This window comes from Actinoplanes siamensis (assembly GCF_016862395.1).
GTDB classification, from domain to species: domain Bacteria; phylum Actinomycetota; class Actinomycetes; order Mycobacteriales; family Micromonosporaceae; genus Actinoplanes; species Actinoplanes siamensis.
Genome location: NZ_BOMW01000008.1, coordinates 104,273 through 116,788, shown reverse-complemented (window position 1 = coordinate 116,788; position 12,516 = coordinate 104,273). Strand labels below are relative to the sequence as shown.

Annotated in this window: 13 protein-coding genes; 9 read left to right on the top strand and 4 right to left on the bottom strand. The window is 73.1% G+C overall.

From position 1 onward, the window contains the following. Window positions 1-156: 156 nt before the first annotated feature. A complete protein-coding gene (locus Asi03nite_RS04070; RefSeq protein WP_203677027.1) occupies window positions 157-1,683 on the top strand; it encodes a M28 family metallopeptidase in 1,527 nt (508 codons plus the stop codon). Window positions 1,684-1,703: 20 nt separating this feature from the next. Here Asi03nite_RS04070 and Asi03nite_RS04065 read toward each other — a convergent pair whose 3' ends face one another. Then, a complete protein-coding gene (locus tag Asi03nite_RS04065) occupies window positions 1,704-2,753 on the bottom strand; it encodes an FUSC family protein (protein WP_203677026.1) in 1,050 nt (349 codons plus the stop codon). Between the two features lie 216 nt (window positions 2,754-2,969). Further along, on the bottom strand, window positions 2,970-3,503 hold the full coding sequence (locus tag Asi03nite_RS04060) for a GNAT family N-acetyltransferase (RefSeq protein WP_203677025.1): 534 nt from the start codon (window positions 3,501-3,503) through the stop codon (window positions 2,970-2,972). A gap of 301 nt (window positions 3,504-3,804) precedes the next feature. On the opposite strand from Asi03nite_RS04060, the gene Asi03nite_RS04055 reads away from it, so the two are divergent. The 5 genes from Asi03nite_RS04055 to Asi03nite_RS04035 all read left to right on the top strand — a co-directional run bounded on the left by Asi03nite_RS04055 (window position 3,805) and on the right by Asi03nite_RS04035 (window position 7,168). Then, the gene (locus tag Asi03nite_RS04055) at window positions 3,805-4,251 is read left to right on the top strand and encodes a hypothetical protein (protein ID WP_203677024.1); all 447 of its coding nucleotides are present in this window, start codon (window positions 3,805-3,807) and stop codon (window positions 4,249-4,251) included. 97 nt (window positions 4,252-4,348) lie between these two features. Continuing rightward, window positions 4,349-4,525, top strand: a complete 177-nt coding sequence (locus Asi03nite_RS04050) for a hypothetical protein (protein WP_203677023.1) — start codon at window positions 4,349-4,351, stop codon at window positions 4,523-4,525. Between the two features lie 129 nt (window positions 4,526-4,654). Then, complete coding sequence (locus Asi03nite_RS04045; RefSeq protein WP_203677022.1) at window positions 4,655-5,014, top strand: ArsR/SmtB family transcription factor; 360 nt, start codon at window positions 4,655-4,657, stop codon at window positions 5,012-5,014. After that, complete coding sequence (locus Asi03nite_RS04040) at window positions 5,011-5,643, top strand: SRPBCC family protein (protein ID WP_203677021.1); 633 nt, start codon at window positions 5,011-5,013, stop codon at window positions 5,641-5,643. Before Asi03nite_RS04045 ends, Asi03nite_RS04040 begins: the two co-directional genes overlap by 4 nt. Window positions 5,644-6,046: 403 nt before the next feature. Further along, on the top strand, window positions 6,047-7,168 hold the full coding sequence (locus tag Asi03nite_RS04035) for an MBL fold metallo-hydrolase (RefSeq protein ID WP_203677020.1): 1,122 nt from the start codon (window positions 6,047-6,049) through the stop codon (window positions 7,166-7,168). Here the strand turns inward: Asi03nite_RS04035 and Asi03nite_RS04030 are convergent. Next, window positions 7,143-8,180, bottom strand: a complete 1,038-nt coding sequence (locus Asi03nite_RS04030) for an ABC transporter substrate-binding protein (RefSeq protein ID WP_203677019.1) — start codon at window positions 8,178-8,180, stop codon at window positions 7,143-7,145. The genes Asi03nite_RS04035 and Asi03nite_RS04030 overlap by 26 nt on opposite strands. 110 nt (window positions 8,181-8,290) lie before the next feature. Between Asi03nite_RS04030 and Asi03nite_RS04025 the strand changes: the two genes are divergently transcribed. Genes Asi03nite_RS04025 through Asi03nite_RS04015 form a run of 3 tightly spaced genes read left to right on the top strand, consistent with a single transcriptional unit; the run spans window position 8,291 to window position 11,140 of the window. After that, window positions 8,291-9,304: a FecCD family ABC transporter permease gene (locus Asi03nite_RS04025; RefSeq protein ID WP_307833987.1), complete on the top strand. Its 1,014-nt coding sequence runs from the start codon at window positions 8,291-8,293 to the stop codon at window positions 9,302-9,304. Further along, window positions 9,301-10,296, top strand: coding sequence for a FecCD family ABC transporter permease (locus Asi03nite_RS04020; protein WP_203677018.1), 996 nt, complete (start codon window positions 9,301-9,303; stop codon window positions 10,294-10,296). Before Asi03nite_RS04025 ends, Asi03nite_RS04020 begins: the two co-directional genes overlap by 4 nt. A gap of 37 nt (window positions 10,297-10,333) precedes the next feature. After that, window positions 10,334-11,140: an ABC transporter ATP-binding protein gene (locus Asi03nite_RS04015; RefSeq protein WP_203677017.1), complete on the top strand. Its 807-nt coding sequence runs from the start codon at window positions 10,334-10,336 to the stop codon at window positions 11,138-11,140. A gap of 101 nt (window positions 11,141-11,241) precedes the next feature. Here the strand turns inward: Asi03nite_RS04015 and lhgD are convergent, their stop codons facing one another. Next, window positions 11,242-12,435, bottom strand: a complete 1,194-nt coding sequence (lhgD, locus tag Asi03nite_RS04010) for an L-2-hydroxyglutarate dehydrogenase (RefSeq protein ID WP_203677016.1) — start codon at window positions 12,433-12,435, stop codon at window positions 11,242-11,244. Window positions 12,436-12,516: the final 81 nt, after the last annotated feature.

The following is a 12,516-nucleotide window of genomic DNA, read 5'->3' as shown; positions in this document are numbered from 1 at the left end:
CTTTCCGACTTTCCCCAGAGTGACACGGCGGCGCTTCCCCGCCACATTCACGTCAGCTAATCTGCGGACGCTGATCACCCTCGATGCCGTGGGCGCGGCCGACGACACCGGCGGCGGCGCACGGCCGCCGAGATCGCCGAATGTGGAGGAAGCACGTTGCATAAACGCATCATCGCCGTCCCGCTCGCCGCCGCTCTGGTCGTGACCCTGGCTCCGCAGCAGGCGTCCGCGGTGGACGAGATCAGCACCAGGAAGCTGCGCGACGCGGTCACCGTGGCCGGGATCCTCGGTCACGAGCGCGTGCTGCAGCGGATCGCGAACCAGAACGACGGGACCCGGGCCTCCGGCACGCCAGGTTTCGCGGCCGGCGCCGCGTACGTATCCGGCGTGCTCAAGCAGGCCGGATACCGAGTGACCGAGCAGAAGTTCACCTTCCCCTTCTACCGGGAGCTGGCCCCGGCGCGGCTCACCCGCGTCTCCCCGGCCGGCCCGGCCTACGAGACCGTCACCTACGACTACTCGGCCAGCGGCGACGTCACCGGCCGGGTGGTGCCGGCGCTGAACAACGTCCTGCCGCCGACCGCCGAGCCCAGCTCCACGGCCGGCTGCGCCGCGTCGGACTTCGCGCCGGCCTCGGCGTCCGCGCCGGAGATCGCGCTGATCCAGCGAGGTGGCTGCGACTTCGCGGTGAAGGCCGCGAACGCCGCGGCCGCCGGGTACGACGCCGCGATCATCTTCAACGAGGGCCAGGAGGGGCGGACCGAACTCTTCCAGGGCACGCTGGGCGGGCCGGCCGCGATCCCGGTGGTCGGGCTGAGCTTCGCCGACGGCAGCGCGCTGGACGCCGCCGCGTCCGCCGGGAGCGTGACGGTCCGGGTGCAGACCAGCACCCAGGTCGACGCGAACGCGGTCACCAGCAACATCATCGCCGACAGCCCGGGCGGCGATGCCGACCGGGTGCTGGTGGTCGGCGCCCACCTGGACTCGGTGGTCGCCGGGCCCGGCATCAACGACAACGGCAGCGGCACGGCCACCAACCTGGAGATCGCCGTCCAGCTGGCCAAGCTGAAGGTCAAGCCGCGGCAGAAGGTGCGCTTCGCCTTCTGGGGCGCCGAGGAGTCGGGTCTGCTCGGCTCGGAGCACTACGTGGCGAACCTGAGCGACGCCGAGCTCGCCAAGATCTTCGCGAACCTGAACTTCGACATGGTCGGCTCGCCGAACTACGTCCGCTTCGTCTACGACGGCGACGGCTCGGACACCGGCGCGTCCGGCCCGGCCGGCTCCGAGCAGATCGAAGGGCTGTTCACCGAGTACTTCGCCGACCAGGGCCTGGCCACCGACCCGACCGCGTTCGACGGCCGCAGCGACTACGGGCCGTTCATCGAGGTCGGCATCCCGGCCGGCGGCCTGTTCAGCGGTGCCGAGGGCGAGAAGACGGCGGAGCAGGCGACGGTGTACGGCGGTACGGCCGGCGCGCCGTACGACGCCTGCTACCACCAGGCCTGCGACGACATCAACAACCTGAGCACCAAGGCCCTCGCCGAGCTGGGCGACGGCGCGGCGCACGCCGTGCTGACCCTGGCGCTCACCAGGTCCGGCTTCTACCCGGACGGCAGCCTGCGCGCCGCGGCCCGCGCCGCCGCGCCGAAGCTGCCCTACCAGGGCGACCACCTCGCCCGCTGATTCCCTCCGATCCGGCGGTCCTACCTCGAGCCCGGCCCCTCGCCCACCCGGCGAGGGGCCGGCCCCCGGGCCCGCGGCGCCGCGAGCAGGATCACCGCGCAGGCCACCGCGGCTCCGACAGCGGTCTCGACGCCCCGGTCCCAGAGCAGCTCGCTGATCGCCCGCGGCGCGGCCATCTGGTTCATCAGCAGCGCCAGCGGCGTGATGAATACCATGGCCAGGCCGTAGTGCCGCCCGACCACCAGTTCGGCGCCGATCTGCAGCACAGCGAGGGCCAGGATCGCGGGGTACGGCCCGAGGCCCAGCGCCAGCACGCCGGCCGCGGCCACCAGGCCGACGAGGGTCCCGCCGATCCGGTGCCCGGCCCGCAGCAACCGCGCCGACCGGCCGGCCACGCTCAGCGGAGCCACCGCGGCGACGGTCGCCCAGTACGGGTGGCCGATGCCCAGGCCGGTGGCCACGATCCCGGCGACCGAGGCGGCCACGCCGCACCAGACCGCCTCGCGCACGTCCACCGCGCGCAGCCGGTGCCAGACCCGGCCCGGTTCCGCGTCACCCCGTTCCACCGGCGGCCGCCCGGTCCGGCCGCCGGCTGGCCGCCTCCCGCGTAGACTGCCCACCAGCAGCGAGAACGCGGCACTGGCCGAGGCCACGCCGGCGGCGGCCGGCACGTCGGCGAGGTGATGCGGTGCCGAGGCCACCGCCCCGAAGGCGAATGTCAGGAACAGCGCGCCGGGCGGATGCCACTGCTCGGCGGTGGCGATCGCCGTCCCGGCGGCGGCCACCAGCCCGACCACCGCGACCGCCGGCCAGTTCCGCTCGGCGAGCGAGCCCACCAGCACGCCGAGCAGCACCGCGGTGATCAGCGCGGCGGCCGCGCCGGCCTGCATGATCAGCCGGGGGCGGCCGGACCGGGTCCGCCCGTAGAGCGAGGTGAACGCGCCGAAAGCGGCGTACATCGACCACTCCGGCCGGTCGGCCACCAGCACCACCAGCAACGGGACGGCCACGCTGACCCCGGCCCGCAACGCCGCCGGCATCGGGTGCGACACCTTCCTGAAGATCTTCATCGCGGAGCACGATATGCCCGGCCCGGACCGCCTCGACCACCTGTCCCGCCGCCTGTGACCTGCGACAACGTTCCGCGGCGAGGTAAAATCGCCGGCTCGCCGGCGCGCTGCAGCTGGCCCGGATCTACTCCGCCGAACCGGAACTGGCCGCCACCAGCGCGCACCTGCTGGCGATCGGCACCGCGCCGGGGCGCTGACCGCCCGCCCGGCCGGGTGTCAGCCCAGACGCTGCTCCAGCACCTGGGCGGGCCACCGCTTGTCGCCCTGGGGCACGGTGAACCGCTGGGTCGCGGTGAAGCCCTGACTCTCGTAGTAACGGACCAGGGCCTGGTCGTCCCCGGCGTAGCAGTCGACGCGGAGCAGGCGGGCGCCGGCGGCGACGGCGAGCCGGCGGGCGTGCGCCAGCAGGTGCCGGCCGATGCCCCGGCCGGGGTGGTCCCGGTCGGCCACCAGCAGCACGATGTAGATCTCGGGCTCGGGCGCCGGCGACACGTGGGCCGGGGGTTTCCCGATGCCGAGGGCGCCCACCACGACGCCGCCGCGGACCGCGAGGTGGAGATCGCCGGCGGCGGCGATCCCGGCGATGAGCGTGGTGAGCCGACGGCTCCCGGAGAGCGGCTCGGTGCCCCACTGGCCGGGGCGGCCCCGCGCGGTGAGCCAGCGCACCGCACCGTCGAGCAGCGCCATCACGGCCGGGACGTCGTCCGCGTCGCCGGACCTGATGTCCGTCCACTCTGTACCGTCACTCATCTTTCCCATTCTGCCGCAGCCGCCGGGAGAGAAAGACCGACCCCTGTCGATGGCGGGGCCCGGTCGCCCAGGGCGGCGCCGTCGAGGGCGTCGACTTCTTCGGGCAGTTGCAGAGGGCCGGCGACCTCTCCCCGGCCGACCCGACCGGCGCCACCATCCGGTCCGGACAGATCCCTGTCCTCTTCGGCCGGGACTGCCTGAACGCCGCGCAGTCATCCCCACGCCGGCGGTGGCGCCGGTTGCCCCGGAATAAATCTACATAGGGCTTGACCCGCGCGTATCCACGTCTACCGTTTGGTGTATGGACGGCGAGGAGTTCATCCACACGGCCCTCGTCGTGGCGTTCACGGTGGACGCGGAGCACCCCCGCGGCCTCGAGCACGCCATTGACGAGATCTACCGGCTGTTGCACGGGGCCCCGGCGGGCCACCCCGATCTCGTCATCGGATGGGGAGTTCTCTTCGACCTGCTGCAGGAGCGGGCCGAGCGGTCCGGCGACGTCGGCGACTGGGACGCGCTGGTGGACGCGGCCGGCTGCATGGTCCTGGTCGCCGACCCCGGCACCGAACTGGCCGTGCGCGCCTGGCGGCGGCAGTGGCAGTCGCTGCTGCTGCGCCACCAGGTGACCCGTGACCCGGCCGACCTGAAGGACGCCAAGGTGGCCGCGGCGGCGCTGGCCGCCGCGGCCACCGCCGTTCCGCCCTCGTCGCATCAGCCGCGGCCGCGCCGGCCGTGGCGATGCGATTGATCCCGGGGCGATCTTTACACGTATCCAGAGGCGGGTTACAGTCGTCACCCAGATTTGGGAGCGCTCCCAAATTTCCCTCCCCTAAGGTGACGCAGCGTTGAAGCGTAGCTTGAAAGTCATTCCGGCCTCGGCGTTCGCCGTGGCCACCGCCTCGGCCGTGGCGTTCTTCGCGCTGCCGGCCAGCGCGGAGGCCGCCTCCTTCTCCGGGGCGAGCACGCTGACCGCCTCCGGCCAGTTGATCCGCTCCCGGATCCGGACGGCCGACGACTTCTGACCCGCCCTCCCCTGCGCGGGCCAGGAGCGGAAGCGGGCCGGGACCCTACTCCCCCGGCCCGCTTCCCCGCTTTCCGGCTCCGGGCTCTAAGGTGCTTCTTATATAAGTCTCGTCTGATAGGGTGCCCGCGTGCATGCGTTCGACGTGCTCGGCGATCCGGTCCGGCGCCGCATCCTGGAGCTGCTCGCCGACGGCGAGCAGACCTCCGGCGCGGTGACCGCGGTGATCCGCGCCGAGTTCGGCATCTCCCAGCCGGCCGTCTCGCAGCACCTGAAGGTGCTGCGGGACAACGGCTTCGCCACCGTCCGGCCGGACGGCGCGCGGCGGCTCTACGCGGTCGACGACACCGCGCTGCGCCAGGCGGACGAGTGGCTGAGCCGGTTCCGGCGGTTCTGGACGCCGCGCCTCGCCGCGATGGCCACCGAGGTCGCCCGCGGAAAACGACAGCGGCGGCTGGCCGCTTCCGACAGCTTGGAGGAGACCCGATGATCGACGTGACCGAGCAGATCAGCAGCGTTCGCCGCACGCTGGGCGACCGGACCCTGGAGGCCGGCGAGGCCCGGGTTCTGACGATCAGCCAGGTCTACGACACCGACCTGGACGATCTGTGGGACGTGGTGACCACCGCGGAGCGCATCGAGCGCTGGTTCCTGCCGGTCTCCGGGGAGCTGCGCGAGGGCGGGAAGTACCAGTTCGAGGGCAACGCCGGCGGCACGATCACCAGCTGCGACAAGCCGCGCTCGTTCGCCGCCACCTGGGAGTTCGGCGGCGGCATCAGCTGGATCGAGGTCCGCCTCACCCCGGAGGGCGAGGAGCGCACCCGGTTCACTCTGGAGCACACCGCGCACGTCGACGACCGCTGGGACCAGTTCGGACCCGGCGCGGTCGGCTTGGGCTGGGACTCCGGGCTGCTCGGGCTGGCCATGCACCTCGCCGCACCGGACGCGCCGCGCGACCCCGAGGCGATCATGGCCTGGCTGGGCTCCGAGGAGGGCAAGCGCTTCCTGCGGCTGAGCAGCGACGCGTGGGCCGAGGCGGACATCGCCTCCGGGACCGCCCCGCAGGACGCGCGGAGGCGGTCCGCCGCGACGTTCGCCGCCTACACCGGCGCCGCTTGATTTTCCGCGGTACGCCCTGATCGGCCGTCCCCGCCGGTCGTGCCCGCGGCGCCGCCGCCACTCCGGGCCGCGGCGCGACTCCCGCTTCCGCCTGGGCGTGATGGCGGCGCGTGCCCCGCGGTTCGGGGGCGGCGCGTGCCGCGCGGTTCGGCGGCGGCGCGTGCCCCGCGGGGTTCGAGGGCGGCGCGTGCCCCGCGCCCGGCCGGGGGCCGCTGGCGGCAGCGCGCGGCCCTTGCCGTTGAAGGACGCCGCGACAGCGCTCGGCGCTGTGCCGCGGAAGGGACCGGCCGTCAGCGGCACGGCGGTGCGACCGAGTGGCCGCGGGGCCGGCGTCGCCGTTCCCGTACCGATCGGTTTAGGGTCGTATTCCTGGACCGGGTCCGTCTAGGAAGTGGGGTACGGGATGGCAGCCGGGATCGTCGTGACCGGTGTCGCGCAGCACGAGGCCTGGCGGGCGCGCGTCCTGCCCCCGGTGGAGCGGCTGACCGACGGCGCCTGGACGCTGCCGGCGGCGGGCCGGCTGACCTGTGGGATCTGGTCGGTGCCGGTGCCGATCCCGGACAATCCGCTGCGATACACCATCTGTTACCTGATCCCGGGCGACGACGGGGTGGTGGTCGTGGACCCGGGCTGGGACAGCGACGAGGGCTGGGCGGCACTGCGGGACGGGCTGGCCGCGGCCGGGGCGACCGCTGACGACGTGGCCGGTGTGGTGGTCACGCACGTGCACTCGGACCATCACGGGCTCTCCAAGCGGCTCCAGGACCGGGGCGCCTGGGTGGCCATGCACCCGGCCGAGCGGGACGCGCTGACGCCCGGCGGCTCGCCCGCCGAGTGGCTGCGGGCGCACCAGGTGCCGGAGGACGAGATCGCGGTGCTGGCCGGGACGATCGGGCAGCACCGGCTCTCCGCACCGGCCAAGCCGGACGTGCTGCTCGAGGACGGCGACCCGGTGCCGGTCAAGGGGCGCAGACTGACCACGGTGTGGACCCCGGGGCATACCCCCGGGCACATCTGCCTGGTCGAGGCGGACGCCGGGGTGCTGCTCACCGGCGATCACCTGCTGCCGCGGATCAGTCCCAACATCGGCCTGCAGCGGCCCGGCTCGTCGCCGCTCGAGGCGTTCCTGGAATCGCTGACGAAGGTGGCGGGGTACGACGAACTGGAGGCGCTGCCCGCGCACGAGTACCGGTTCCGGGGCATCGCGGCGCGCGCCCGGCAGTTGCGGGCGCATCACGACCAGCGGTGCGAGGAGGTCGTGGCGGTCGTGGACAAGCTGGGGGCGCCCACGATCTGGCAGCTGGCCGCTGGCCTGACCTGGTCACGGCCGTGGGCGCAGATCGGTGCGATGCGGGTCGGCGCGATCGCCGAGACCATGGCGCACGTGCGTTATCTGGCCGACCGCGGGGCGCTGCGCTGGTCCGGCGAGGTGGTGACCCGCGCCGGACAGGACGCCGCGGTCCCGCCGCCGGTGCCGGGCACCGGCGGCGGGGCGCAGGTCAGGCGACCTTCTTGGACTTCTTGATCGCGGCGGTCAGGGCCTCCAGCAGCGGGGCGGCGCCGTTCCACGAGTAGATCGGGACGGCCTGCCACGGGAACACCTGGTTGGCCTTGACGGCGGGCAGCGCGTTCCAGGCCGGCTTGGACACCAGGTCCTTGGGCTGCAGGGTGCCGGTGCGGGAGTCCAGGAAAATGATGTCGGCCTTGTACTTGTCGGCGTTCTCCCAGCTCAGGGACTCGTAGTAGTCCTGGCCCTTGACCTCGGGGAGGATCAGGTCGACGCCGAGCTCCTTGAAGTACATCAGGTCGGAGCTGACCGCGGCGCTGGAGACGTAGAAGATGTCCGGGCTACCGGAGCCGAACAGCACCTTGACGCCGCCGGACGCCTTGGCGGCGGCGGTCAGGTCGGCGGCGGCCTTCTCGAAGCGGGCCTTGGCCTCGGCGACCTTCGGCGCGGTCAGGTCGGCGCCGAGGGACTTGGCCAGCTCGGCGTAGCGCTCGATCGGCTTGGTCAGCGGGACGCGGCCGACGGAGATCGCGGCCGCCGGAGCCACCGCGAGGATCTTGTCCTTCGACTCGTCCGGGACGTACCAGTACGCGCCCGGGTCGAACATGTGCGTGATCAGCACGTCCGGGGTGAGCGCGGCGTACTTCTCGACGGAGAACTCACCCCACGCGTTGCCGATGATCTGGACCTTGCCGATGTCCAGCGAGCCGGCCTGCTCCTCGGCGGTGCCGTCGGACTTCTTGGTCTCGCCGAAGACACCGACGATCTTGTCCTGCAGCCCCAGGTCGGCCAGCGCGGCAGCGGTTCCGGTGAAAGCGACGATCTTGGACGGCGTCCGGTCCGCCGTCAACTCCTTGGGCACGTCGTCGGTGAAGGACCACGGGCCGGAGGCGGCGGCCGAGGAAGCCGGCGAGGACGTGTCGTCATCCTTGCTGCCACATGCGCTCAGCACCGCGCCGGCGGCGACGGCCCCGCCGGCCGTCAGCAGGCCACGACGGGACAGGGGAAAGGAGGAAAGTGACATGTTCACATCTTTCGCAGAACAACAGGCCGGTCGCTCGACCGGATGAATGGTTAGGCTAACCTAACGAGCCGAAAGCGCGTCAACAGGATCCGCCGGAAGCGAACGGGAGCCCACCACTGTCCACCATCGACACCCGTTCTGAACAGCGGGTCCGCAGCCAGGGGAGGCTCGCGGCCGGGCTGCTGGCCGCGCTCGCGGTGCTCGCCGTCGTGCTGGTGCTCGGCATCGGGTTCGGCGCGCGTTTTCTCGCCCCCGGCGAGGTCTGGTCCGGCCTGGTCGACTCCGGTTCGCCGTACTACCGGATCGTTCACGAGATGCGGCTGCCCCGGACGTTGCTGGGCCTGCTCGTCGGCCTCGCCCTGGGCCTGGCCGGCGCGATCATGCAGGCGCTGACCCGCAACCCGCTCGCCGACCCGGGCCTGCTCGGCATCAACGCCGGCGCCTCGGCAGCGGTCGCCACGGCCGCCGCCTTCCTGGGCATCGCGACCTTCTCCGGATACGTCTGGTTCGCTCTGATCGGCGCCGCGATCGTCACCGCGCTGGTGTACGCGGTGGGCGGCGGGCGCGCGGCCACTCCGGCCCGGCTGGCGCTGGCCGGCGCGGCGCTGAACGCCACCCTCTACTCGTACGTGAGCGCGGTCCTGCTCGCCCACACCGAGTCGGTCGAGGCGATGCGGTTCTGGACGGTCGGCTCACTGGCCAGCGCGGACTTCCCGACGATCCACCGGGTGCTGCCGTTCATCCTGGCCGGCCTGCTGCTCGCGCTGGCCACGGCCCGCCCGCTGAACGCGCTGGCTCTCGGCGACGACGCGGCCCGCGCCCTCGGCGCCCGGCCCGGCGTCATCCGGGTCCTGGTGATCGTCGCGGTCACCCTGCTCTGCGGCGCGGCCACCGCGGCGTGCGGCCCGATCATCTTCGTCGGCCTGCTCATCCCGCACCTGGTCCGCCCGTTCACCGGGCCCGACCTGCGCTGGATGCTGCCCTACACGGCGGTGCTCTCGCCGGTGCTGCTGGTCGGCGCCGACGTGCTCGGCCGGGTCCTGGGCAGCCCCGGCGAGCTGCAGGTCGGCGTGGTCACCGCGGTGCTCGGCGGTCCCCTCTTCCTCTACCTCGTGCGAGTCGTCAAATGATGGCCACCGTCCGTCCCCGCGCCGTGCTCGTCGGCGCCGTCGCGCTGGCCGGCATGGCCGTGCTGGCCGTGCTCACGCTGGGCACCGGAGACTTCCCGATCGCCCCCGGCGACGTGGTGAGGACCCTGGCCGGTCAGGGCACCGCCGCGCACGCGTTCATCATCAACGAGCTGCGGCTGCCCCGGGTGGTCACCGCCGTCCTGGTCGGCATGGCCCTGGCCGCCTCCGGCGCGACCTTCCAGTCACTCACCCGCAACCCGCTGGGCAGCCCCGACGTGCTCGGCATCGTCAACGGCGCGAGCACCGCGGGGCTGGCCGTGGTGGTCCTCGGCGGCACCAGCGCCCAGCTCTCGCTCGCCGCGGTGGCCGGCGGTGTCGCGGCGGCCCTGCTGATCCAGCTCGTCGGCGGCCGGCGGGGCCTGCACGGGTACCGGTTCATCCTGGTCGGCGTCGGCATGGCGGCGATCCTCAACGGGATCAGCGGCTGGCTGCTGACCAAGGGCGTGCAGATGGAGAACGCCAGGGCGATGCTCTGGCTCACCGGCAGCTTCGACGGACGGGGCTGGGAGGAGGCGCTGCCGCTGCTCGGCGTGCTGGTGGTGGCCGTCCCGTTCCTCGCCCTGGCTTGCGGTCCGGGTCTGCGGATGCTGGAGATGGGCGACGACATCGCGGCCGGGCTGGGCGTTCCGGTCCGGCGCGTGCGCACCGGCGCGCTGCTCGCCGCGGCTCTGGTGGTGGCGTGCGCGGCGGCCGCGGCCGGGCCGGTCAACTTCGTCGCGCTGATCGCGCCGAACATCGCCAGGCGGCTGACCCGCGCGCCGGGCCCGAACCTGCTGCCCTCGATGGCCGTCGGCGCGCTGCTCACCGTCGGCGCGGACTGGCTGGCCATGCACTCCGGCTATCCGCTGCCGGTGGGCGTGGTGACCGGGGCGCTGGGCGGGGCCTACCTCGTCTGGCTGCTGGTCTCGCAACGCAAGGCCGGCCGGATTTGATCCCCGTATTCGCGAAGACCACCACAGGAGCGCAGGAATGAGCCGACTGAGCGGGACCGGGATGACCCTGGCGTACGACAAGCGGGTCATCGCGGAGGAGCTGAGCGTCGACATCCCGGACGGCTCGTTCACCGTGATCATCGGCCCGAACGCGTGCGGCAAGTCGACACTGCTCCGTGCCCTGGCCCGGCTGCTCAAGCCGGCGGTCGGGACGGTGCTGCTGGACGGCAGCGACGTGCACACGCTGCCCACCCGCACCGTCGCCCGGACGCTCGGCCTGCTGCCGCAGTCGTCCACCGCCCCGGACGGGATCACCGTGGCCGAGCTGGTCGCCCGCGGCCGCTACCCACACCAGAGCCTCCTACGCCGCTGGTCCACCGAGGACGAGACAGTGGTCACCGAGTCGATGGCCGCGACCGGGGTGGGCGATCTGGCCGACCGCAGCGTCGACGAGCTCTCCGGCGGCCAGCGCCAGCGGGTGTGGATCGCCATGGCGCTGGCCCAGCAGACGCCGCTGCTGCTGCTGGACGAGCCGACGACGTACCTGGACATCGCACACCAGATCGAGGTGCTGGACCTCTGCGCCGACCTGCACGAGAAGCAGGGGCGCACGCTGGTCGCGGTGCTGCACGACCTGAACCACGCCGCCCGTTACGCCACGCATCTGATCGCCATGCGCGGCGGGCGGGTCGCCAGGGCCGGCGCGCCGGCCGACGTGCTCACCGCCGCGCTGGTGGAGGAGGTCTTCGGGCTGCCCTGCCGGGTGATCGACGACCCGGAGACCGGCACCCCGCTGGTCGTCCCGGCCGCACGGAAGAAGTCCTCGGCGCACGCTGAAGTCTGACGGTCGGGAAGGGCCCCGGGGCTGCTGCTCGGTTTCGGCTGCGCCGTCCCGGTGGTCCGGTTCGCCCCTGGGCGCCGGTCGGCCCGGCTGGACGGCCCGGGTCAGTCGAAGATCGCGTGCAGGACGTGCTCGGCGATCGCCAGCGACGACGTCGCCGCCGGTGACGGGGCGTTGCGGATGGCCGTGACGGCGCCCATCCGGTGGATGCGGAAGTCGTCGACCAGGCTGCCGTCGCGGTCCAGCGCCTGGGCACGCACGCCGGCGCCGGCCCGGACCACGTCGGACGCGCCGATCTCCGGCACGTACCGCTGGGCCTCGGCCATGTAGCGGGTCTTGGAGAGCGAGCCGCGCACCTCTTTGACGCCGGTCCGCCAGTGCCGGCGGGCCATCCGCCAGGTGCCCGGCCACGCGGCGACGGCGGCCAGGTCGCGCACCGAGAGCCCGGAGCGCCGGTAGCCCTCGCGGGCGGTGGCCAGCACCGCGTTCGGGCCGACCTCGACCACGCCGGTGACGCGGCGGGTGAAGTGCACGCCGAGGAACGGGTAGCGCGGGTCGGGGACCGGGTAGATCATGCCGCGGACCAGTCCCGCCTTGGCCGGTCCGACCCGCATGTACTCACCGCGGAACGGGACGATGGCCGGTTCCGCGCGGTCCCCGGCGAGCCGGGCGACGCGGTCGCTCTGGAGGCCGGCGCAGACGATCAGACGGTCGGCGGTCAGGGTGCGCCGCCCCGCGGCGATCACGGTGCGACCGCCGTACTCCGCGATCTTGTCGACCGGCCAGCCGCAGCGGACCTCTCCCCCGGCGGCGGCGATGTCGGCGGCGAAGGCCCGGGCGACGCCCGGGAAATCCGTGATGGCGGTCTCCGGCGAGTGCAGCGCGGCGAGGCCGGCGGCATGCGGCTCGATCTCCCGGATCCCCGCGGGATCGACCCGCCGCAGTCCCGGTACGGCATTCTCCCGCGCCCGCTTCTCCAGGTCGTCCAGTCGCCCCAGCTCGTCGGCCCGCACCGCCACGACGAGTTTCCCGCACTCGTCGTACGCGATGTCCCGCTCCTGGCAGTACTCCTTGAGCAGCGCCCGCCCCCGCGTGCACAGCCGCGACTTCAGGCTGCCCGGCGCGTAGTAGATCCCGGCGTGCACCACCCCGGAGTTGTGCCCGGTCTGGTGCAGCGCGACGTCGTGCTCCTTCTCCAGCACGACGACCCTGGTCCCCGGGCGGCGAAGGGTGATCTCCCGGCCGATCGCCAGCCCGACGATGCCGGCCCCGACGATCGCGATCGTCTCGTCACTCATCGTTGTCACGCCTCTTCCGCCAGGTCGCAGTGCCGCCGAAGTGGACGGTGCACGTCTTGATCCTGGTACAGGACCGCGCCG